This window comes from Halotia branconii CENA392 (assembly GCF_029953635.1).
Lineage (GTDB): Bacteria > Cyanobacteriota > Cyanobacteriia > Cyanobacteriales > Nostocaceae > Halotia > Halotia branconii.
On record NZ_CP124543.1, the window covers coordinates 2,164,370 to 2,186,858 of the forward strand.

General features: G+C 40.5%; 19 protein-coding genes and 1 pseudogene. 10 read left to right on the forward strand and 10 right to left on the reverse strand.

What is annotated here, in order from left to right; translation table 11 throughout:
- Positions 1-19: 19 nt before the first annotated feature.
- Both QI031_RS31560 and QI031_RS31565 read right to left on the reverse strand, forming a co-directional pair.
- A complete protein-coding gene (locus QI031_RS31560) occupies positions 20-1,132 on the reverse strand; it encodes a PAS domain S-box protein (protein WP_425526029.1) in 1,113 nt (370 codons plus the stop codon).
- Positions 1,133-1,159: 27 nt separating this feature from the next.
- A pseudogene (locus QI031_RS31565) lies at positions 1,160-1,990 on the reverse strand (PAS domain-containing protein); the annotation flags it as partial.
- A gap of 845 nt (positions 1,991-2,835) precedes the next feature.
- Here QI031_RS31565 and hppD point away from each other — a divergent pair.
- Together hppD and QI031_RS09600 are read left to right on the forward strand one after the other, a co-directional pair.
- Positions 2,836-3,873, forward strand: coding sequence for a 4-hydroxyphenylpyruvate dioxygenase (hppD, locus tag QI031_RS09595; RefSeq protein WP_281484951.1), 1,038 nt, complete (start codon positions 2,836-2,838; stop codon positions 3,871-3,873).
- Between the two features lie 153 nt (positions 3,874-4,026).
- On the forward strand, positions 4,027-4,719 hold the full coding sequence (locus QI031_RS09600; RefSeq protein ID WP_281484952.1) for an HAD family hydrolase: 693 nt from the start codon (positions 4,027-4,029) through the stop codon (positions 4,717-4,719).
- Positions 4,720-4,864: 145 nt separating this feature from the next.
- On the opposite strand, the gene QI031_RS09605 is transcribed toward QI031_RS09600, so the two are convergent.
- A complete protein-coding gene (locus tag QI031_RS09605; protein ID WP_281484953.1) occupies positions 4,865-5,491 on the reverse strand; it encodes a CPP1-like family protein in 627 nt (208 codons plus the stop codon).
- Positions 5,492-6,182: 691 nt separating this feature from the next.
- Between QI031_RS09605 and QI031_RS09610 the strand changes: the two genes are divergently transcribed.
- On the forward strand, positions 6,183-6,899 hold the full coding sequence (locus QI031_RS09610) for a response regulator transcription factor (RefSeq protein ID WP_281484954.1): 717 nt from the start codon (positions 6,183-6,185) through the stop codon (positions 6,897-6,899).
- A 264-nt stretch (positions 6,900-7,163) separates the two neighbouring features.
- Here the strand turns inward: QI031_RS09610 and QI031_RS09615 are convergent, their stop codons facing one another.
- The 7 genes from QI031_RS09615 to QI031_RS09645 all read right to left on the reverse strand — a co-directional run bounded on the left by QI031_RS09615 (position 7,164) and on the right by QI031_RS09645 (position 12,852).
- Positions 7,164-7,361, reverse strand: a complete 198-nt coding sequence (locus QI031_RS09615) for a DUF2811 domain-containing protein (protein ID WP_281484955.1) — start codon at positions 7,359-7,361, stop codon at positions 7,164-7,166.
- Between the two features lie 604 nt (positions 7,362-7,965).
- A complete protein-coding gene (locus tag QI031_RS09620; RefSeq protein WP_281484956.1) occupies positions 7,966-8,307 on the reverse strand; it encodes a cupin domain-containing protein in 342 nt (113 codons plus the stop codon).
- A 2-nt stretch (positions 8,308-8,309) separates the two neighbouring features.
- Positions 8,310-9,485, reverse strand: a complete 1,176-nt coding sequence (locus QI031_RS09625; protein WP_281484957.1) for a zinc-dependent alcohol dehydrogenase — start codon at positions 9,483-9,485, stop codon at positions 8,310-8,312.
- Between the two features lie 283 nt (positions 9,486-9,768).
- Positions 9,769-10,194, reverse strand: a complete 426-nt coding sequence (locus QI031_RS09630) for a hypothetical protein (protein ID WP_281484958.1) — start codon at positions 10,192-10,194, stop codon at positions 9,769-9,771.
- Between the two features lie 306 nt (positions 10,195-10,500).
- Complete coding sequence (locus QI031_RS09635; RefSeq protein WP_281484959.1) at positions 10,501-11,199, reverse strand: SRPBCC family protein; 699 nt, start codon at positions 11,197-11,199, stop codon at positions 10,501-10,503.
- Positions 11,200-11,281: 82 nt separating this feature from the next.
- On the reverse strand, positions 11,282-12,373 hold the full coding sequence (locus QI031_RS09640) for a DJ-1/PfpI/YhbO family deglycase/protease (protein ID WP_281484960.1): 1,092 nt from the start codon (positions 12,371-12,373) through the stop codon (positions 11,282-11,284).
- Between the two features lie 77 nt (positions 12,374-12,450).
- Complete coding sequence (locus tag QI031_RS09645) at positions 12,451-12,852, reverse strand: DUF2267 domain-containing protein (protein WP_281484961.1); 402 nt, start codon at positions 12,850-12,852, stop codon at positions 12,451-12,453.
- 326 nt (positions 12,853-13,178) lie between these two features.
- On the opposite strand from QI031_RS09645, the gene QI031_RS09650 reads away from it, so the two are divergent.
- The 7 genes from QI031_RS09650 to pheT all read left to right on the forward strand — a co-directional run bounded on the left by QI031_RS09650 (position 13,179) and on the right by pheT (position 22,456).
- Positions 13,179-13,577 carry a DUF6335 family protein gene (locus tag QI031_RS09650; RefSeq protein ID WP_281485976.1) on the forward strand — a complete coding sequence of 133 codons (399 nt, stop codon included), beginning with the start codon at positions 13,179-13,181 and terminating at the stop codon, positions 13,575-13,577.
- A gap of 216 nt (positions 13,578-13,793) precedes the next feature.
- Positions 13,794-15,266 (forward strand): Asp-tRNA(Asn)/Glu-tRNA(Gln) amidotransferase subunit GatB, encoded by a 1,473-nt coding sequence (gene gatB, locus QI031_RS09655; RefSeq protein WP_281485977.1) that lies wholly within the window; start codon positions 13,794-13,796, stop codon positions 15,264-15,266.
- A gap of 341 nt (positions 15,267-15,607) precedes the next feature.
- On the forward strand, positions 15,608-16,411 hold the full coding sequence (locus tag QI031_RS09660; RefSeq protein WP_281484962.1) for a hypothetical protein: 804 nt from the start codon (positions 15,608-15,610) through the stop codon (positions 16,409-16,411).
- Positions 16,412-16,783: 372 nt separating this feature from the next.
- Complete coding sequence (locus QI031_RS09665; RefSeq protein ID WP_281484963.1) at positions 16,784-17,779, forward strand: glycosyltransferase family 2 protein; 996 nt, start codon at positions 16,784-16,786, stop codon at positions 17,777-17,779.
- Between the two features lie 234 nt (positions 17,780-18,013).
- On the forward strand, positions 18,014-18,952 hold the full coding sequence (locus tag QI031_RS09670; RefSeq protein ID WP_281484964.1) for a glycosyltransferase family 2 protein: 939 nt from the start codon (positions 18,014-18,016) through the stop codon (positions 18,950-18,952).
- A gap of 192 nt (positions 18,953-19,144) precedes the next feature.
- Positions 19,145-19,726, forward strand: coding sequence for a hormogonium polysaccharide biosynthesis acetyltransferase HpsU (gene hpsU, locus QI031_RS09675; RefSeq protein WP_281484965.1), 582 nt, complete (start codon positions 19,145-19,147; stop codon positions 19,724-19,726).
- A gap of 294 nt (positions 19,727-20,020) precedes the next feature.
- A complete protein-coding gene (gene pheT / locus QI031_RS09680) occupies positions 20,021-22,456 on the forward strand; it encodes a phenylalanine--tRNA ligase subunit beta (RefSeq protein WP_281484966.1) in 2,436 nt (811 codons plus the stop codon).
- Positions 22,457-22,489: the final 33 nt, after the last annotated feature.

Below are 22,489 nucleotides of genomic sequence, written 5' to 3' on the forward strand. Positions count from 1 at the left end.
TCCTCTTTAGATGATTATTTTATACTGAGAATAGGATTTGAAACTCCGATCCTTTCTCACTTTTAATATTTAGATTTCCATTAATTTGGGTTACTAAAGCATCTACTAACTGCCAACCTAATGAAGCTGTATTGTCAAAACTAAAATTTGATGGTAAACCAACTCCATTATCACTCACTTTGAATAAAATGTTATTTTTATAAACTTGTTTAATTTCAACTTTTATTTCACCTTTTCTCCCTTTAGGAAAGGCATGTTTTAATGAATTAGAAACAAGCTCATGGATAATTAATCCACAAGGAACTGCCGTATCTAAGCCTAGTAAAATATGCTCATCTATATTTATATTCAGAGTAATAGCATCTTCATTTAATTCGTATGAAGCCCATAAAATGGCTACTAAATCTTGAACATATTCACCGAAATTAATTTTTGCTAAATCTTGTGAGCCATACATTTTTTCGTGAACCAAAGCCATTGATGCAATCCGCCGCTGACTTTGTTTAAATATTTCCACATATTGTTGCTCTTGAATATAGTCAGATTGCAAACTAAGGAGACTAGAAATAACCTGTAAATTGTTTTTTACACGATGGTAAACTTCCTTTAAAAGGACTTCTTTTTCTAAAAGAGAAGCTTGGAGGCGCTCTTGTGATATCTGGCGATCGCGTAGTGCAGCTTGCCGTTCACTAATGTCTTCAACAACGGCAATAAAATACTTTGGTAAACCAGAAATTTCCCGCACTAAAGAAGCAGTAAGATTAATCCAAACAATAGAACCATCTTTTCGGAAATAGCGTTTTTCCATAGAATAAGTTTGAATATCACCTGCTAACATCTGTTCCATGTATTTCAAATCAGTGTCAAGATCATCTGGATGAGTAATATCTTGGAAAGTTAGTAATCGTAGTTCCTGGAGTGTGTAACCAACAATCTCACAAAGCCTCTGGTTAACTAATGACCAAGCTCCATTTGTTTCTACATGGGCAATACCAACAGCAGCTTGATGAAATGTAGCGCGAAAACGCTGTTCACTTTCCCGTAATGCTTCTTCTATTTGCTGACGATGAATGATTTCACTCTCTAGAGATTCGTTGATTTTGGTTAGTTCTGCGGTTCGCTGCTCAACTATGGTTTCTAATTGGTTGAGTAGGCTACTTAATGCTTCTTCTGCTTGCTTACGTTCTGTAATATCAGTGTGCGAGCCTACCATCCGTATTACTTTCCCATTCTCATCCCACAATGCCTGACCCCGATCCAAAATCCACTTATAAGAGCCGTCTTTACATAAAACTCGATGCTCATTAGTGTAAAACGATGTAGCTTTAGCAAAGTGATCTTCAATTGCTTGTGTCGCACACTCAAGATCATCTGGATGCACTCGTTTTGACCATTCATCTAAATGATTAGAAATCTCCTGTTCTTCATAACCAAGCATTTGCTTCCAACGAGTTGAAAAGAACACTTCATTAGTTTTAAGGTTCCAGTCCCAAATACCATCATTATTACCGCGTAAAGCTAACTGCCAGCGCTGTTCACTTTCTCTAAGAACCTCCTCAGTTCGTTTGCGTTGAGCAACTTCTTTGGCTAATTGGCAGTTTGCAGCCTCTAATTGGACAGGGCTAGGTAGAGCAAGTGCCTGGGGAGTTAATGACATCAATTCTAAAGCTGTATATATAGAAACAAAAGCGGTGATAGTTTTAATCAATCCTGATAGCCAATATGTGGGATGCCACAGTGTCCATACTTCCAGCAAATGTGTTGTACCGCAAGCAACGATGAATAAGCCAAACAAAAGAAAAATCCAGTCAAAAGGCACATCTCTTCGTTGGCGGACAAAATAGAACAACATCGCTGGAATTGAATAATAAGCCAGTGCAATTAGCGAATCGGAAATGATATGTAACCAGACTAGTTCCGGTTTCCAGAGGTAGCAATGTCCATGAGGAATAAATTGACTAGAAAAAAAATTCTGGAAAAATTCAGTCATAAAATCTGTTTACTGTAAGAATCTTCACTAAAACTTCAGATGCAAAGGAAGAAATCTCCAGCCTAGCGCCGCTAGATTTCTAGATAATATTCATAATCTCTTATACTTTAATGCTTTTTTAACTTATTAATCAGCTTATTAGCTTGATAACAGAATATTTTTTGTTCTTAATTTATCCCAATGCTGGCTTTTATAACCGTAACTAACCTGAGCTTTTCATTAGCGAAAGTAATAATAAGAACTAATCAATAATGCTAGATTACTTAGTCTTTGTAGAAATTGCTGAGTGTTAGGGTCAATACCAGAGGAATCCGATTTGATTAATGAACATATTTGCGTAGGGAGAGAACAGGGAACTCTTAACGGGGAACACTTCGGCTACGCTCAGTGCATCGCAGGAAAAAAGGTATGTAATTACTTTTGTAAACACTAAGGTTAACGACTATCATTTTTGCACAGCAAGGGTTTTAAGCATGTTTAGCATAACAAGTAATGAAGAGTCTTAAATTTTTGCAGTTTTGTGATTCTTGGAAATTTCAGAATACTAAAAAAGTATAATAAGTGGTTTTAAACTAAAACTCAGTCCGTTTTTTAGTCCACCCATACAGGTATATACTCAAGAGAGTATGTAAAAAAATGTAAATGGAAAGATGCAGGATAAAGTCGTTGTCGTTGTTGGTGCGATCGCTAGCATTAATTCATCCTTAACTTGCCAATTATGTTTTTCTAGTTTGAAGGACGCTTGAGTGCATCTAGACAATTATTGCTTATGAAGGAATTGATAATCTAGCAAAAGAGGCAGAATTTAAAGATAGATAAGCTTTGGTGCTGGATTTTCGGGAATTATGAAAATTGATCATGTTCACTTTTATGTAAAAGATGCCAAAGCATGGCGAGATTGGTTTATACACCATCTTGGGTTTAAACCTGTAGCCAGTGGCATCAGTTCATTTCACACTTGTACTGAAGCGGTCAAAAATGGTGTTGTTTACTTTTTGTTATCTTCACCACTCTTACCTACAAGTCCAGTGGCTGAGTTTTTGAGTCAACACCCACCCGGTGTAGCCGATGTTGCTTTTGCAGTTGAAGATGTGGAAGCTGCGATCGCCCTAGCACAAGCATACGGTGCTACAATCATCCAACCTATTCAAGAACGGCAAATGCATGGTGCTTCTGTTAAGTGCGGCAAAATTGCCGCTTGGGGTGGATTGACTCATACACTGATTGAAAAGCCAGTGGTTAATGATCAATTGCAAGTGGCAACAGATAGCAACTTTATCGCCATAGATCATATAGTGCTAAATGTGGCAGTTGGTGAATTAGAACATGCTGTTGCTTGGTATGAAAAAATTCTCGATTTTCAACCCCAGCAAACATTTAAAATTCAAACCGATCGCTCTGCTTTGCACAGCCAAGTAATGGTTTCTCACAATGGCAGCGTCCAATTGCCAATTAATGAACCAGCTTCTCAAAATTCTCAAATTCAAGAGTTCTTAGATGTTAACCAAGGGGCAGGTATTCAACATATCGCCCTGCGGATGTCTAATCTCATCGATGCGATCGCTCAATTTCGGGCTTCTGGTTTATCTTTGCTCTCAGTTCCTCAAACTTACTACTCGCGACTGCAACAGCGCCCAGGACTACCATTGACACCCCTAGAACTAAAGGCGATCGCCCAACAAGAAATTTTGGTAGATTGGCAAGAAGATGTCCAAAACGCACTGCTACTACAAATTTTTACTCAACCCATCTTTGGAGAGCCGACCTTTTTCTTTGAATTTATTGAACGTCGTTATCAAGCTCAAGGCTTTGGAGAAGGTAACTTTCGCGCCTTGTTTGAAGCCATTGAAAGCGAACAAATTAAACGCGGTACTCTGCGTTAAAAGACTGACAAGTAAAAAAGTAGGTTATTGTCGATACTTTCTTAAAAAAAAGCTGACAGAAAAAATGCCAAGCTGAAATTTAGGTACAATTTGCCTCTCGAAAAATAGTCACACAACTGAGATAATTTTAATAAAAATTAACATTTTCCGCCGATGCTAAGATTAATTACTGACTTCGACGGCCCTATTATTGATGTTTCTGAGCGTTACTACCATGTTTACCAATTTTGTTTGGAGAAAACACAGCGTCCAGGTCAAGTAGTGCAACAACTTTCTAAAGCTGAATTTTGGCAAATGAAGCGATCGCGGATTCCTGAAAAACAAATTGCTTTAAATTCTGGTTTAGACGCAGCGCAAGCCCAAGAATTTGCTCAGTTGCGGCGACAAACAGTGCATACAGAACCTTATTTTGAGTATGACAATTTATTACCGGGTGCTGTCGATGCACTATTAAAAATTCAACAAGCTGGCATCGATTTAGCAGTGATGACAATGCGTCGGGTTAGGGAATTAGATTATGCCTTTAAAAAACACGACTTAGGCAGATTTTTCCCCGAAAATCGCTGTTATTGCCTCAGCAATGACTATGTTAAAACTCGTGATATTGAAGATAAACCTTTGTTAATGGCTAGAGCATTAGCAGAACTACCCCCCGCAGCTGATACTTGGATGGTGGGGGATACAGAAGCTGATATTACTGCTGCGAAAAAACACGGTATTAAAGTCATGGGTGTGGAGTCTGGTATCCGCGATCGCGCTCAATTAGAACTTTACCACCCAGACTTAATTGTTAAAGATTTAAACTCTGCTGTAGATTTCATCTTAGACCCTAGTACATCAATTTAACTACCAATCAAAAACCCCCTTACCAGACAGGAAAGGGGGACAGGAGATTTTAAATATTACTGAGTTGGTTTTTGAAAAATTTAGACACACTCTTGGGCAGTTTTTGTACAACTTAGCAGTTTCTCAATCTATAAGACTAAGGAATCTAACGCAGAAAGCTACTAACTAACCACAACAATATAAATGTCAGTACTGTAGAAAACTGATTTGAAGTCAAACTGACAAATTGCGTTTGTGGTAAGAACCAATTAGCAAATAGCCCCCCGATAATCAAACCCATTATGAGTGCAACGAGTGTAAGTAAAACTGCTCTACCGAACTTACCTTCTTTACGATTAAGAAAGTAAATACTAATTCCTACTCCTACCACTAACACCAACTGCAAAACTTGATCGCCTGTAGTTGGATAAAAGATACTAATAGAACTTAAACCCAAGTACCAAGCTCCAGGCAATAGTACATCTGTGGGCGTTGGTTGATCCAGCATTCGTTGCAGCCACGCTGGCGACTGTTCACGGGGGGTTGGAGTTTCTTTAACAGGCGATTGTACTCGTAGTTCTGGAAACCGAATGCGTTCAGGTACTTTTATTTTACCTTCCTGACGCATCCGTAAACGCTCCATTAAAATCGCATCGTAAGCAGTCTCGATGAGTTCTAGACTCTTGGAATCGCCACCGTACTGCTCCATTAGGCGATTGCGAGCATCTTGAATTTCATCGAAGCTAGCATCTTCTGATACCCCAAGTTTTTCGTAGGGATTTTGATCGCTCATGGGAGTTTATACTTTAGCCTTAGTCAGTGGCAATTTTTTACTTAAGGAAAAACAAATTTAGATTTTATCAGGATCGAAACTAAAAACGTACCGACCCAATATTCATGCTCTACCACGAATGGTAGCACGGGTTAGTTAGATTGACTTGGGAATTTTAACTACAGCCACTTTAACATATTGCCAGAACTCCGTGTATCCCCTCATGTCGTTGACAAGCGAGGGCTTTACTCTAGAATTTGAACTGAGTATACCTAAAACGCATTTTTCATGGAAAAATTAGCTTTTTTGGTACAAATTTAGTAACTTAGTATTTCTTGAGGAAATTTTTATAAATTATCCTCATAATTGTTCAGTGGTATCGATCCGCATATAGATTTAGAATTGAAAAGTTTTAAATCAACAGGTACTTCGGATAGGAACCTGTCCTAGTTTAGTAAACTACTGTGGCTAATGTTCCGAATATATGGTGACTGGACATCAAGTTAACAATTACAGTACCTTCACTTGAGTGTGGGGATAACTACCGAAATTCTTGGCTTTCGTTGTTCAGAATCCTGATTACACTATTATTTTGAATAATCAGGAAATTCGTTCTTAGCTCTTGTAGATTTTTAAATAACCCCCAAGTATCAAATGCGTTTTTACGCAATTCTCTTGTTAATCTTACGAATTTTTGTGCAAAGTGATGGTCATGGCTCCCGCCAAGATTCTTGTAGTTGATGACGACCCTGCGGTTCGGAACTTAATTCAACGCTTTTTGATTAAACAGAGCTATCAAGTAGAATCTGCTGAGGATGGTAAGTCAGCCTTAGCGCTATTTGAGCAATTTAACCCGGATTTGGTGATTTTAGATGTAAATTTGCCAGATGTCATTGGGTTTAACCTCTGTCAAGAAATGCAAAGTCGGAATGGTGTTTTTGTACTCATGCTCACTAGTCGTGCAGATGAGGCTGACAAGATTCGTGGCTTTGCTAAAGGTGCTGACGACTATCTCACCAAACCTTTTGGTTTGGGAGAGTTAGAAGTCAGAGTAGGAGCTATTTTGAGGCGGCAGCGGGTTGTGACTACCGCCGAACAAAAACGCCTAGTATTTGACAAGTTGACGATTGATCCAGTACGACGGGAAGTATCACTAAATAACCAACCAGTGCTATTGACCGCCCTAGAATTTGATTTGTTGCATTTTTTAGCTGGCCATCCTGGTCGAGTTTGGCGGCGAGCAGAACTTATTCAAGAGGTGTGGGACTATGAATATGTAGGCGACCAGCGGGTTGTGGATGTGCATATCGGCCAAATTCGCAAGAAAATTGAAGTTGATGCTAGTCAACCAGCATTAATCCAGACTGTACGTGGCGTGGGATATAAGTTTGAATGTCCTCCTCACGGCCAAACAGAAACCAATCCCTAAGTCTTATAGTCTCTAGTCTAGAGTTTTTAACTATAAATTAACTCTCGACTCTTGACTTAAGTTACTAGTATTTCTAGGTGTAAGTCAAAAGTCAAACAGTTTATGCCTTTGATCATGCCTTTAATCTTGAGGGGAGAGGCATAATATTTTTCTTTAAAAACCTATGCTTTAGGCACAGCATGGCGTACCCATAGATGATAACCATAATAGCATTGTTTATATGTACCAGACACTCTTAGGTGCTGGTACATTTAGCTATTTTAATTAGCAATGGTGGAACAAAGTTTCCAAATAAACACGAGCAGCACGGCGATCGCTGTCTCCATTTTGTAGTAAAAACAGTGACAATGCTGCTGTCAGCACTCGGTTTTGATCCCAATCGGGATGCTTTTCTAAGTAAATTTTTAAGGATTCGTCAAGGGTTTCGGGAATTTCTGTAAAGATGCTAACCGTTGCTTTCATGAGATTTTCCTTCTCTGAGGTCAATCAAGAGGGACAAGTTATTTAATATGAGACCACTTACCTAAAAAATCTGTGCCAACATTTATTAGTATTACTTTATACTATTGTCTTACAGACTACAAAAGAAGCAAGTCGCATCATTGTGCGGCAAGAGGGGGTGGGTTTGTCAATGCTGCGAAATGTTAAAAACGTATGTATAAAAAATATTTTAATACGCAAACATCAGGGTTTAAGGCTATTTTTTGTTACCTTTCTTAATAAAAACTCGGTCTTTCCTATTTCTAACCTCTAGTAGTAAAAATCCCCAATAATACGGCAAGAGCTGATCACCTCGTAGAAAATCTGTGGAAAACCTGTAAAATATTTGTGGAAACCTTGTGGAATCAGTGAGGAAAATTGTAGTGAATGATAAGAATTACAAAAATATTATCCTCTGCTGACATTTAAAATCTAATGGACAAATTTTGCTTTATGAGCCATAGCACAGACAAAATGCCTGTGCTACGAGCTAGAAATCGAACTTGTGTGGAAACATCCTTGGCTTACTCAATAAGCCAAGCCCATGTTTAAAAACCAAGTTGCTTGCTATATCAACCAAAAGTCCTTAATTTTCGTCCCGCCCGTGAATTTGAGCAGGTGGGCTAGTAGCTTCAACAGCAGTGAATGATTCTAGAATTTTGTATGTATGGTTCGCTCCTTTTGGTACTACCCAAGAAGTTCCAGGTTCTAGCAAAACCATTTGCCCTTCAATATGCAATTCTGCACGGCCATTAATTACATAACCAACTGTTTCGTATTCCCGTGTAGTTGGCTGCTTATCTTCACTAGGTTGCTCGTTTTCCCAAAGACGCATAGAGAGAGATTTGCCAGATGCTAGATACTTCTGACCCTCTTTACCTTTAGGAGAATTAGTAGAGTCTATTTTCTTAACGCTTGTATCACTCATGATTAATTTGATGGTTTAAGTACAACTTTGATGCAATGGTCTTTCTTGTCTTTAAATATTTGGTAGCCGTGGGGCGCTTGTTCTAGAGGTAGGCGATGGGTAATAACAAACGATGGATCAATTTCGCCATTTTGAATGTGTTCTAGCAAGGGTTTTAAATATTTATGGACGTGGGTTTGTCCCATTTTCAAAGTTAGACCTTTGTTCATGGCAGCACCCATAGGTACTTTGTCAATAAAGCCGCCATAAACTCCTGGAATTGATACGTGACCCCCTTTTCTGCAAGAGACAATCACCTGCCGTAATGCTGTGGGGCGGTCTGTTTCTAAACGAACTGCTTGCTTTGCTTGGTCATAGAGAGCCATTAAATCAGTACCATGTGCTTCCATTCCTACAGCATCAATACAAGCATCAGGGCCACGCCCACCAGTCATTTCTTTGAGCGCTTCCCCAACATCTATTTCTTCGTAATTCAGAACTTCAGCTTTACCATCTTCTTTAGCCATACGTAGGCGTTCTGGAACTCTATCAATGGCAATAACACGTTCTGCGCCTAACATGTATGCACTTCTAATGGCAAATTGTCCAACTGGGCCACAACCCCAAATAGCGACAATATCACCGGGTTTGATATTGCAGTTCTCCGCTGCCATATAGCCAGTCGGAAAAATATCAGTTAAAAATAATACTTGCTCATCCGTCAGCCCATTGGGAATTTTGAACAAACCAACATCGGCAAAGGGAACTCGTGCATACTCTGCTTGACCACCTGCGTAACCTCCGAATAAGTGGGAGTAACCAAACAGACCTGATGGTGAATGACCCATTTGCTTTTCTACCATCCAAGCATTGGGGTTAGAGTTATCGCACAGCGACCACAAATCTTGATTACAAAAAAAACAGTTACCACAGGATATTGTAAAGGGAACAACGACGCGATCGCCTATTTGGACATTTTTAACTGCACTTCCTAGTTCAACAACTTCCCCCATGAACTCATGCCCAAGGATATCACCTTTTTCCATAGTAGGAATGTAGCCGTTATAAAGGTGTAAATCTGAACCACAAATTGCAGTAGAGGTGATTTTAATAATGGCATCACGCGGATTGATAATTTTAGGATCTGGAACTGTTTCTACCCGCACATCATGTTCACCGTACCAGCAAACTGCTTTCATGATTCTTATTCCTGGTTATTGTTGATTAGTCATAGGCCTTTTGTGTAAAAACAAAAAACCTATAACAAATTTTTTAACGAGATTTCGCTAATATCCTGCTTTAGTTTCAGTCAACTTAATTCATAATTGATAATGGGCTACGTCCTGTTACGCTTAGAGCGCAAGCGTTAGCTACACAGGAGCGTCATTACAAATTAGTAATTATTTAGTTATTGAACTTTCCCCATTTTCAACTTTTGATTCAAGTTGACTAGAAAAATTGTTTCAATTCTGTGTACAGTAGTTAGTTCATGTTCATCTGCTGTTTAATATTTTCTGCTGTTCCTTGTAAGCTGTCTTTAGCTTTTTCAATTATATTAGTGCCGTTACTATTAGGCACTCCTTTGTAATAAGTACCTTCTGGTGTTTTTACAGTGTCACCAATATTGGTATTACCAGAAAACTGGCGATAATTATTAGGATTTTGTCTAACATTATTGTCAGCACTTTGCTTAAAGCTGCCTTTGGCTTTTTCAACAATGTTAGTGCCATTACTATCAGGCACTCCTTTGTAATAAATACCCTCTGGCGTTTTCACAGTATCAGCTTGAGCTACCACTCCATTACCGTAGCCGAAAGCTTGCATTCCCAAAAACGCCAAACTTACTAGAAAAGCGATCGCAACCTGGCGTAGAACAACATTTTTTAGCCAAGAAAATACGTGTTTCATAATTATCCTCGATTTCATTACTTACGATGTGTCATTTAAAAACAGCTCAGAGCTATTTCATGGTTAGAGAACAACTTTGATCAAGTTGTCTTGTTTCTGTTGAAACATCTGTTAGGCATAAAATACTTGTTTCAGTGGTAATTGAGGAGTAACCACCAAGAATGGATCAAGTTTGCCGTTTAAATATTTAGTTGTGTTAGCAAACGCATATATTGTTGTTGATGTATTTGCTCTATCTAAAAAGATACAGAGGAAATTTTAATGAGTTGCTCAAACTCAGGATAAAAATTATCTTAGTTTGAGGGTTTATCCTTTACCCATTGACTGACCTGCGGTAGTGGCGATTTCGCCTGCTTCCATCAGCATTTTAAAACGACGCAAATCATCACCGATTTGCTGTTCTGGTTCTTCACCAAAAAGTTTGGCTATTACCGAAGCCAGCACTCCACCAGGAGGATTATATTCTAAGACAACCTTAACTTCTGTACCCCGGTTTTTTGGTGCTTTTTGAAAACGCACAAAACCAGAATTTTCAATATCTGCACCTTCAACAGAAGCCCAAGAAATAAACTCATTTTCTCGGTCTTCTAAAATATCTGCATCCCATTCGACACTATTACCTAAAGGTGCATTAGCAATCCAGTGAGAGCGTTTCTCGTTGTATACCTTCACAAATTTGAGATGCTTCATGAATGTAGGCAAATTTTCAAAGTTGTGCCAAAAGTGATATAGTTCCTCTGCCGATTTATTAATCGTTACTGTCTTTTCAACTTTGATAGGTTGGTTCATACCCATTGCTTCTTGTGCTTGCTGAATCGTGCTATGTTTTGTTGCACTTTGATAAATCAAACCGCCGCCAGCTAAAGCAGTTAGCACTCCCCGTAAGGAACCTTGTCTTAAACCCATTAGTACTAGCGCCCCTCCACCGATGAGAGATGCCCAACGCTCAGTTTCACTAGCTTCACTGTGACTACCAGTCAGTTTATTTTCCTGTGTCGAAGCCACTTTTTTTATCTCCTAATCACAATCAAATAACCGCAGGGGTGCAAAGCAAGTTGCCTGCGGTATGCTTTTTATGCTTGCCCGTCTATACAGCCGCACCTGTTGTTGGTTTGGGAGGTTTTGCCCCAACTGCTACCCGCGCTCGATATAGCTCTACCAATCGCTGTTCAGATTTCAACAAATCTTGGTAAATTCCTTTGAAAATAGCAGTTGCTACCGGGTCGGTGTACATTGCACACAAATTACCAATATCGCCAATACCAGTTTGTGCATCTCCTAAAGCGCAACGTAACTGATATATGTCATCACTGCCCGTAAAAGCAGACTTCACTTTGGCATATTGATTAGCAATATTTGCCGCGAAAGAAGGTTTTTCGCCTAGTGTGTGAAGATAGGTTTCTAAATGTTCAATGTGGCGTTTTTTGTCAGCAATCATCTCTTGAAAGAGTGACTTTATTTCTGTATCTGATTCTTTTTGGGCGTATTGCTCTAAAGCTTCTAAGGAGTAATGCTCACCGCCCAAAGCAGTATTTAATCCTTTGATAATATCGCCTTTGGTTGAACCACCCCAAGCATCAGCTAATTTCCACCATTCAGCACTTATGTCTTTTTCATTTGGCAGCGCTGCATCTTTACCGCCATAACCTAAGCGGCTGAGAATAGCTGTGGTAAAAATCGCTAAGTCTCCAGGTTCACGAGAGGTGATCAAATTGCCATCAACTACTAATGGTTCGTCAAGATAATTTGCACCCGCATTGATTATGTCTTTGCGGATAGCGCTAAAGCCAGTAGCTTGCTTATTTGTAAGTAAGTCACCTTCAATTAAAAGTTGTGGGCCATGACAAACCGCTGCTACCAACTTTCCTTGCTGCATTGCCTCTTGCACAAAACGCACCATATTGGGATTTCGCCGCATTTTATCGGGAGCCATACCGCCAGGAATAATCACTGCATCAAATTCTGAAACTACAGCTTCTGTTGCAGTGGCATCGGCTTCTGTGGTCAATTTGCCACGTTTACCTTTGTATTTTTCGTTCATACGGGAACCGAGGACAACTACCTCCATTCCTGCCTGTTTAATCCCATTAGAAGGGATAATAAATTCTATATCTTCTACTCCATCTTCAATGAGGATAGCAACTTTTTTATTACTGGAATAGTTGTTATGGTTGGTCATGTATTTTACCTATTTTTGGAATTTAATTAGCTAAATTTGAACCTACTTAGATATTTATGTTGTTTACTAAACATTTACTAAGCAGACATTTCATTTGTTGGTGATGTAGCAAACAATTCTTCATAATCGTGAGATAAATGAGCGTGAAAGGCAGCAAATATTTCGGGTTTAATGGCATTTTGCAACACAGCAAAAACAGCCCGTACATGCATAGCAGCGTTAGTTGGTTCTATATTTTCTTTTTGACTTGCGCGAGTAATAAACTCTTGCAAATTAAAGGATTCAAAACTCTCTTCCTCTTCGCTTTGTAGATAGTCGCTTAACTTCTGGGGTAAATTAGCAGCTAATTCTTGTGCTTCATTGCCAGCAATACGTTCTTTAATTGTTTCTAATGTTGCACGAGTAGCGCGTTCTGCTTCTTCACGAGAATTTGACTGAGCAAGACTTTGTACATGTGTAATAAATTCTTCGTATTCCATTTTCCACCTCTAGGGAGCAAAATCACTAATTGACTCGCTACTTGATTTTTTAGACATTTCAAATTACTAAATTTAAATACTAAGAAAATAGCAATGAGTTAAAAAGTTGGAATTGAGGGAGAGTTAAATGTTGATAAATTTTAACTCATAGCTTAAATTACATCAGGATTGATCGTGAATTTACACTTATAAGGTTATGCTGGAATAGCTACCCTAGCTTCGTTCTCAGGGGATAGATTTTTTTATTTCTAAAGTCGTACATCTTCAGCAATACAACTTTTTGCGTTGAAAACGTTATGGTGAGGATGCAGAAAAAGCTAAATATTATGGTGGAAAATAATAATCACGACGAAGTTAAATCTGATGATTTACCACAGGAAATTACCGAATCTTACGGCACTGGTGTAAAAGATCTGCCAGGATACAATATTGGTGGGCGATCGCTACAAGAAAGAAAACACGAATATACAGACACTAGTCCAGAACTCACCGGTGGCGATGTAGATGCTTATTGGCAAGATGCCGACACAGTAGGAGATGAAGCTGTGGGTGGTACAGCGCATACTCCTGATCAAAATGTCACTGAAGATTTAGAAGCAGCAGTAGGGTTGGAAATGAAAGACAACGCCTCTCTCCGCACTGAGACAGTTTTAGAACGACGTGATGATAATCGCTGGGAACTAGATCCGATGTCTTCTGACGATTATGAACAACGGGATAGTTAAGTAGTGTGGGGCATCCCTACCCTTCGGGAACGACTCCGTCGAACGGCTTCGCTCAGGCCAAGTGGGCATGAGGCACTTGTACTGAGCGAAGTCGAAGTATTGGGCATGGGGCGTTAGGGGTTCTATGCTGAAGTTGCCAAACAGGTGCAAACTTTCAGGGCAACTCAGGACACCGTTACAATAGTAGTCTAAAGAAGATTATGTCTAGATAGTTCTATTATGACGACTACTACTGTCAAAACTGAGTATGAAGCGATTATTGGTTTAGAAACCCATTGTCAACTGAGTACGAATACCAAAATTTTCTCTACTAGCTCCACGGCATTTGGTGGTGATCCCAATACTAACATCGATCCAGTGTGTATGGGTTTACCTGGTGTTTTGCCTGTACTTAACCAAAAAGTATTGGAATATGCCGTTAAAACTGGGTTGGCACTGAATTGTCAAATCGCCCCATACAGCAAATTTGACCGTAAACAGTATTTTTATCCTGACTTACCGAAAAACTACCAAATTTCTCAATATGACTTACCCATCGCAGAGCATGGATGGTTAGAAATTGAGTTGGTAAATGCTGATGGTAATCCGATTCGCAAACGCATTGGCATCACGCGGCTGCACATGGAGGAAGATGCAGGCAAACTTGTACATGCAGGTAGCGATCGCTTGTCTGGTTCTACTTATTCTTTGGTAGACTACAACCGCGCAGGTGTACCATTGGTAGAAATTGTCTCAGAACCCGATTTGCGTTCCGGACAAGAAGCTGCTGAATACGCCGAAGAATTACGCCGCATCGTCCGCTATCTTGGTGTCAGTGATGGCAATATGCAAGAAGGATCTCTGCGTTGTGATGTGAATATTTCTGTGCGTCCAGTGGGACGAAAGGAATTTGGCACGAAAGTAGAAATTAAAAACATGAACTCGTTTAGCGCTATTCAACGAGCGATTGACCACGAAATTGAGCGACAAATCGCCGCCATCGAAGCAGGCGATCGCATTGTACAAGAAACTCGCCTATGGGAAGAAGGCGCTCAACGTACAATTAGTATGCGGGTTAAGGAAGGTTCTAGTGATTACCGCTATTTCCCAGAGCCAGATTTAGCACCAATTGAAGTATCTAGTGAACAACTAGCACAATGGCGTAATCAATTGCCAGAATTGCCAGCCCAAAAACGTCGTCATTATGAAAACGAATTGGGACTTTCGGCTTATGATGCACGAGTGTTGACAGAAGATTGTACAGTAGCCGAATATTTTGAAGTTGCGATCGCAGCAGGAGCTAATCCTAAAGCTGCTGCTAATTGGATTACTCAAGATATCGCTGCCTACCTCAACAAGCAAAAACTTACTATCACTGAAATTGCTCTGACTCCTGTCAATTTAGCTGAAGTGATTACTCGAATTGAAAAGGGCAAAATTAGCAATGCTCAAGCGAAAGCAAAACTGCCCGATTTACTCACAGGTGTCGCTCCTGAGAAAGCGTTTGCTGGTCAGGAGTTAATCACTGATCCTAGTGTGTTAGAACCAATCATTGATGAAGTGATCGCCGCCAATCCCAAAGAACTTGAAAAGTATCGCAACGGTAATACCAACCTTAAAGGCTTCTTCGTCGGTCAGGTTTTGAAAAAGACTAGCAAACGTGCTGATCCTAAGCTAACTAATGAATTAGTGGAGAAGAAATTGAGTTAGAGACTAGTTTGTGAGGCTGCGAGATCCCCGACTTCTTGAAAAAGTCGGGGATTCTGATCTCTATGAACTATCAGAATTAATGCGATAGATCACTAAGGCTTATTTTCAAAGTTTTAAATCTCCCTAACTTTACTTTGTAGAGTCAGGGCATTTTGGCGAAATACTGAATATTAGATATAATTTTTTATTTCAGGGATGAGATAGTTGGGCGTAAATAACTTTTAAGAGATAAAATTAGCACCAGCATTGTTTATGCCGAAACTGGCAAAAGCTAAAAATCCCAACAACCCCATAAAGAATTATCCAAGACTATATGGGAGCAGCAAATCTAGGTTATTTTTATGAAATCAGGTATAAAACGCATTGAAGCAACTCTACACGATTTAGGGCATCGTAGTACAGACTCCACCGATGTCAGTGATGCTACTAAGCGACCTTTCTCTTTTAGAATTAGTGTAGGAACTACAGAAAGTTCAACGGATGTGGATAACTCATCTGAAGGGGAAATTAAGACACTAGATATTGATATAGACTCCCAAAGTGAACATACCACTGAGCAGAGTTTATTTCCTCAACATACCTCCGTACAAACATTTCCGGCACAAGATAGCGGTAGCAAAACACCCAGCTTACCAAAGTTCAAAAATCCTACCTTTAGTAGCCATCGCCACGGAGCTAATCCAGCATTAGCAATGAACATTTTGCAAGAAATTCAACAACATGTGGCTGGGTGGCAAACAGAGCTACAAACAATCTTGCAGCAAATACAAGATATTTATTTAGAAGGCCCTATTGTTAATGGTTGGTTAGAGTCCAATTCTAAAGAACCAGAACAGGGAGGAACAGCAACACTGCGCCATGCAGAAGTTGACCGCCTCATGGACTATGTAGAAGAAATTTGCACGACTAGCAACAAAGCATCTTATCAATCTTCTGGGACTGGTTATCGCCTCTGCGGTTTGGATACTTCTGGTAAAGTTTGGTCGCGTCCCTGTCCACCAGAGCAGTTACCTACAGTGAGTATGGCAATTGCCCGTCATCAAAAGTTACGTCAACTTTTAGGCCGCAAACAAGACTTAGAGTCTCACCTCAGTCAATTGGCTGAAACTTTAGTAGTTTTACACAGTCATATCCAACAAACTTGAAGTTTTTATGGGTATTTCCGAAAAAACGCGGTTGGTGGGTTGGAAAATTTTGGTATAGATTAGCAGGCAGTCGGCGATTATTGGATGTTGTCATTAATCAATGGTTAGTAGTCATTAGAAAATAAAAACTCTACCCCCTTGTAGGTAGAGTTTTGTCAGTAGTTAGTAGTCAGTAGTTAGTAGTTAAAAATATTTTAAGACCACGTTCCTTGCGCTTTGGGGGTATTAAACCAGATCAAAAACAACACTTCGACAAGCGGTAGTTGAATCTCGACTTCGCTCGATTGCCGCGTAGTCGAAACTCAGTGCATCGCTGACAACTAACAACTGACAACTGACCCGCGTAGCGTAATAAAATTTACAGCCCATCCTATGCCAGACACCCAAATTTCTGCCATTATCTGTACTCACAATCGAGACACCTATTTAGGCGCTGCAATTGATAGCCTTTTGGCACAAGATATTGCAGCTAATTTTGAAGTTGTAGTAGTAGATAATGGGTCTAGCGATCGCACCCGCGAAGTTGTAGAACAAAGAGCAAGCGATTTTCGGTTAAAGTATGTCTATGAGCCTACTCTCGGCTTATCTGTGGCTCGTAACACGGGCGCTAAGGTTGCCGAGGCTGAAATTCTTGCTTATTTAGATGATGATGCTGTAGCTAGTACTCACTGGTTACAAGTTTTGCATTCTGCCTATAAAAATAACTCTCAACTAGCGATCGCAGGTGGCAAAGTCACCCTTTTATGGCCTCAAGACATTCAACAACCGCGATGGTTATCTCCTGGACTAGCTGCAAATTTGGGTGCATACGACTTGGGAGACAGCACGACATATATCGAACAACCAGGTTTAACTCCTAGAGGTTTAAATTACTCTATACGCCGCAGTTTTCTAGAACAAATTGGTGGTTTCGACCCTCATTTAGGGCGAGTCGGGAAAAACTTGCTCTCGAATGAAGAACTGCAAATGACCGAATTTGCCTTACAAAAGGGTTGGCAAGTTGCTTATCTTCCAGAAGCTTTAGTCGCTCATAATGTTGCTCCTGAGCGTCTCAAGCGCTCTTGGTTTTTAAATCGAGGCTGGTGGCAAGGAATCAGTGAGTGCTATCGCGAACAACTAGCGGGTAAAGCTGGTATGGGTCAATTACAGCGGGGTGGCGAACGATTTATACGTGGTTTATACAAATCATTACAATATTTTTCTGACCCAGCAGAGCGCTTTGATAAACTTGTGTATGCTTACGGTCAAGTAGGTTATTTAAATGCAGCTATTCAAGGTCTGTTGTTTACATCAAATAAGAAATATACTGCTTCTCATTTATGTGCAGTAGAGTCTTGTGAAGAGAAGGGACTAGGAACTAGAGATTAGGGGCTAGTAAAGAAGCAGAGGGGCAGGGGAAGACAAGAGGAAAAGGAGCAGGGAGCAGGGAGCAAGGGAGAAGGATTATGGTACAAATTCAAGGTATTCTCTTCAATCTCCTCTGCCTCATGCCCCATGCTCCATGCCCCATACTTCGGCTACGCTAAGTACAAGTACCCTATGCCCTATGCCCTATGCCCTATGCCCCATGCCCATTTAGTTACTTAATCAATAATAATTATTATGTTATCTAAAATCCCAGTTTCTGTACTTATTCCTGCAAAGAATGAACAAGCAAATTTACCGGCTTGTCTCACGAGTGTCCAAAGAGCAGATGAAGTATTTATCGTCGATTCTCAAAGTACTGATAAAAGTGCCGAAATAGCTAAAAGTTACGGCGCAAATATTGTGCAATTTCACTTCAACGGACGCTGGCCGAAAAAGAAAAATTGGTCTTTAGATAATCTACCTTTTCGTAATGAATGGGTACTGATTGTAGATTGCGATGAACGCATTACTCCCGAATTGTGGGAAGAAATCGCCAAGGCAATTCAAAATGATCAATACACAGGTTATTACCTCAATCGCCGGGTATTTTTCTTAGGTAAATGGATTCGCCACGGTGGCAAATATCCCGATTGGAATCTCCGTTTATTTAAGCATAAACAAGGACGCTACGAAAACTTAAATACCGAAGATATCCCCAATACTGGAGATAACGAAGTTCACGAACACGTTATTTTGTCAGGACAAGTCGGATATCTCAAAAATGATATGCTGCACGAAGATTTTCGTGACCTTTTCCATTGGTTAGAACGACATAATCGTTATTCTAACTGGGAAGCTCGTGTTTATTTCAATTTGCTCACAGGTAAAGACGACAGCGGAACCATTGGTGCAAATTTGTTTGGTGATGCAGTACAACGCAAGCGCTTTTTGAAAAAAGTTTGGGTGCGTTTGCCGTTTAAACCATTTTTGCGATTCGTTTTGTTCTACATTATTCAGCGCGGTTTTTTAGATGGTAAAGCTGGATATATCTATGCACGTTTGCTGAGTCAATATGAATATCAAATCGGAGTTAAATTGTATGAGTTACGCAGTTGTGGCGGTCAATTAAATACAACTACATCTAAGTCTGTACCCTCATCTTTAACTCAAGAAATTGGGCAAACAGTAAGTTAAAGCAGGGAGTAAGAAGCAGAGGGGCAGAGGGGCAGGGGAGACTAGGGGACTAGGGGACTAGAGGAAGCAAGAAGAATAACTACTGACAACTGACAACACTTCGACAAGCGGTAGTTGAATCTCGACTTCGCTCGATTGCCGCGCAGTCGAAACTCAGTGCATCGCTGACAACTGACAACTGACAACTTACCAATGACAACAGACAAACCTTTTGTAGACTTACGTAAGTATGACCAATCCTGGTTTGATCGCGGGCGTGCAGGTTGGTATATTTTGTTATGGTGGTTAGTGCAGGCGATCGCTTTTCCCTTAACTCCTCAACCATTAAGTATATTGCGCTGCTTTCTACTGCGATTATTCGGCGCTCATATTGGTAAAGGTGTATTAATTCGACCTACCGCCCGCTTTACTTACCCGTGGAAAATCAGTATTGGCAACTACAGTTGGATTGGAGATGATGTAGTTTTATACAGCCTAGATGAGATTAACATCGGTGAACATTGTGTAATATCTCAAAAAAGTTACTTATGTACTGGTAGTCATGATATCCAAGACCCTGCATTTGGGTTGAAAACAGCAAGTATTATTATTGGTAATGGGGCGTGGGTAGCAGCAGATTGTTTCGTAGCGCCAGGAGTGGAAATTGGAGCTAATGCTGTGATTGGCGCTCGTAGTAGTGTTTTTACTTCTATGCCTCCTGGACAGGTTTGCTTGGGAAGCCCCTGTCGTCCACGGTATTCCAGATTATTACCACAAGGCGAAATTAAAAATTAAAAATTAAAAACTTTATCTACTTGTGGGTGAAGTTTTCGGGTATGGGGCATGGAAAGAAGTTATCAGTTACCAGTTATCACTGTTTACTGTTCGCTGATTTAACCACCCATGAAGGAATAGAGTTTCTCGCCGCTTTCAATGGATACAGCGTCAGCAACAACTAAAAAATAGGCATAGAGATTCGCAAGTGCAACGTAGTAGGATTATGCAAGTGAAGGGGTAGAACTGGCGAAGTTGCGATCGCTTGCTAGCAGACACCCTAAAATTAGAGCAAAAGACGATTCCTCAAACAAGATGCGTATTTCTCTCAATTGGCTGCGGGAACTAGTAGAAATAAAACTTAGCCCCGAAGAATTAGCCGAAACTCTGACAATGGCTGGGTTTGAAGTAGAAGATATTGAAGATCGCCGCACTTGGGCAAATGGCGTTGTTGTGGGGAAAGTGCTTGAGCGTCAACCCCATCCCAATGCTGATAAATTAAGTGTTTGCCAAGTAGATGTCGGTGCAGCAGAGACTTTAAATATTGTCTGTGGTGCTGCCAATGTCCGGGCAGATATTTATGTGCCAGTGGCAACTACAGGTACTTATTTACCAAATATCGATTTAAAAATCAAACCTGCAAAACTGCGTGGTGTCCCATCTCAGGGCATGATCTGTTCTTTAAAGGAACTTGGTTTACCCACTGATATCGATGGGATTTATATTTTTCCCCAAAAAGATCTGCCATTGGGTAGTGATGTGCGTCCTCTATTAAATTTAGATGACGTAATTTTAGATGTCACAGCCACAGCCAACCGTGCTGATGCCCTCAGTATGGTAGGTATAGCGCGAGAAGTCGCAGCTTTAACGGGTGAAAAATTAAGCATCCCTGAACCAAGTGAAGTATCAATCACTCAAAATGACGGAAATTTAACTTTAAAGATTACTGATCAACAAGCTTGCCCTGCTTATATTGGCACAGTAGTTACAGATCTAAAAATCGCTTCATCTCCCGATTGGTTGCAACAGCGCTTGCGCTCAGCTGGAGTCCGACCAATCAATAATGTGGTAGATATAACTAACTATGTATTGTTGGAATGGGGACAACCTCTCCACGCCTTTGACAAAGAACGTTTACAATTTGTTACAGGCGAGGCAAGTTTAATTGTTGGTGTGCGCTTTGCCAACGCTGGGGAAACTCTCAAAACTTTAGATGGGCAAACTCGCACCCTCACAACCCAAAATTTGTTAATCACTGCTAACGACAAACCTGTGGCGTTAGCGGGCGTTATGGGTGGCGAAGAAACCGAAGTTCATGAAAATACTCAAAGCTTAGTTTTAGAAGCAGCATTATTTGATTCTGTAGCGATTCGCCGTTCTTCCCGGAGTGTGGGACTGCGAAGTGAAGCTTCGGGAAGATACGAACGGGGCGTTAATAGAGCTGAGTTAGAAATAGCCAATCGTCGGGCTTTATCGTTAATGAGTGAATTAGCCCAAGGAGTAATTGTCCACCAAGAAATTGCTGACACTCGCCCTGATCCTGCTACTTGGAGTCGTTCTATTGCTTTGCGTTTAGAGCGAGTCAATCAAGTTCTAGGGCCAGTCGATTTAGGTGAAGAAACAGGAGAACTCAAAGAACAAGACGTAGAGCGCGTTTTAACAGCTTTAGGATGTCAGCTAACTGCTTTTGGTGTAGGTACTTGGAATGTTGCTGTGCCGCCTTATCGCTACCGTGACTTAGAACGAGAAATTGATTTGATTGAAGAAATCGCCCGTCTTTATGGTTATGATAATTTTTGCGATACTCTCCCAGAAAAGTCGGAAGCAGGCTATTTATCTTTAGATCAAGAATTAATCCGTAAGTTACGCGCTCACTTGCGGGCGGAAGGCTTAACAGAATTAATTCACTATTCTTTAGTAAAGCCAGGAGAAGACAGACAAATAGTCTTAAGTAACCCATTATTTACAGAATATTCGGCGTTGAGAACCGATTTAATTTCTGGTTTGATTGATGCTTTTCAGTACAACTTAGAGCAAGGTAACGGTTCGCTGAACGGTTTTGACATAGGGCGAATCTTCTGGCAAGAAGAAGAAGGTTTGCAAGAAGCAGAAGCCCTGGCTGGAATTATGGGAGGGAATCGCACTGTTGGTAAATGGTCAAAAGGCAGTCGTGAGCAGCAGATGAGCTGGTTTGAAGCTAAAGGAATTTTAGAAAGCGTCTTTCAACAATTAGGCTTACAAGTAGAATATCAACCCGATCGCCGCGATCCCCGCTTGCATCCGGGACGCACTGCTTCTCTATGGGTGAGGGGCAATAGCCTGGGGATTTTTGGGCAACTGCATCCGCAATTGCGTCTAGAAAAAGGTTTACCAGATTCCGTTTATTTGTTCCAGCTAGATGTAGATGTGCTGTTAGATTCTTTAGATGAAGACGAAATCCTCACTCCTGCCTTCCAACCTTATTCAACTTATCCTGCTAGCGATCGCGATATCGCCTTTTTCGCACCTGTAAAAATCTCGGTTGCCGACATCGAAAAATCTATTACCAAAGCGGGTAAGGGTTTGCTGGAATCAGTAGAATTGTTTGATGAATATCGTGGTGAAAATGTGCCAGAAGGACAGCGGAGTTTGGCTTTTCGCCTGATTTATCGCGCCAGCGATCGCACCCTCACCGATACAGAAGTTGAACCAGTCCACAACAAAGTTCGTGAAGCTTTGGTGGAAAAATTCGGCGTTAATCTCAGAAGTTAGTTGTTAGTTGTCACCTTTTTTACATTGATTGCC

Bases quoted from the DNA above. Each gene is read 5' to 3' on its own strand.
- hppD (WP_281484951.1), top strand. From the start codon at position 2,836: ATGAAAATTGATCATGTTCACTTTTATGTAAAAGATGCCAAAGCATGG.
- QI031_RS09665 (WP_281484963.1), top strand. From the start codon at position 16,784: ATGCCAGACACCCAAATTTCTGCCATTATCTGTACTCACAATCGAGAC.
- QI031_RS09625 (WP_281484957.1), bottom strand. From the start codon at position 9,485: ATGAAAGCAGTTTGCTGGTACGGTGAACATGATGTGCGGGTAGAAACA.
- QI031_RS09605 (WP_281484953.1), bottom strand. From the start codon at position 5,491: ATGAGCGATCAAAATCCCTACGAAAAACTTGGGGTATCAGAAGATGCT.
- QI031_RS09670 (WP_281484964.1), top strand. From the start codon at position 18,014: ATGTTATCTAAAATCCCAGTTTCTGTACTTATTCCTGCAAAGAATGAA.
- QI031_RS09615 (WP_281484955.1), bottom strand. From the start codon at position 7,361: ATGAAAGCAACGGTTAGCATCTTTACAGAAATTCCCGAAACCCTTGAC.
- QI031_RS09640 (WP_281484960.1), bottom strand. From the start codon at position 12,373: ATGACCAACCATAACAACTATTCCAGTAATAAAAAAGTTGCTATCCTC.
- hpsU (WP_281484965.1), top strand. From the start codon at position 19,145: ATGACAACAGACAAACCTTTTGTAGACTTACGTAAGTATGACCAATCC.
- QI031_RS09630 (WP_281484958.1), bottom strand. From the start codon at position 10,194: ATGAAACACGTATTTTCTTGGCTAAAAAATGTTGTTCTACGCCAGGTT.
- pheT (WP_281484966.1), top strand. From the start codon at position 20,021: ATGCGTATTTCTCTCAATTGGCTGCGGGAACTAGTAGAAATAAAACTT.
- QI031_RS09610 (WP_281484954.1), top strand. From the start codon at position 6,183: ATGGCTCCCGCCAAGATTCTTGTAGTTGATGACGACCCTGCGGTTCGG.
- QI031_RS09645 (WP_281484961.1), bottom strand. From the start codon at position 12,852: ATGGAATACGAAGAATTTATTACACATGTACAAAGTCTTGCTCAGTCA.
- QI031_RS09620 (WP_281484956.1), bottom strand. From the start codon at position 8,307: ATGAGTGATACAAGCGTTAAGAAAATAGACTCTACTAATTCTCCTAAA.
- QI031_RS09600 (WP_281484952.1), top strand. From the start codon at position 4,027: ATGCTAAGATTAATTACTGACTTCGACGGCCCTATTATTGATGTTTCT.
- QI031_RS09660 (WP_281484962.1), top strand. From the start codon at position 15,608: ATGAAATCAGGTATAAAACGCATTGAAGCAACTCTACACGATTTAGGG.
- QI031_RS09650 (WP_281485976.1), top strand. From the start codon at position 13,179: ATGGTGGAAAATAATAATCACGACGAAGTTAAATCTGATGATTTACCA.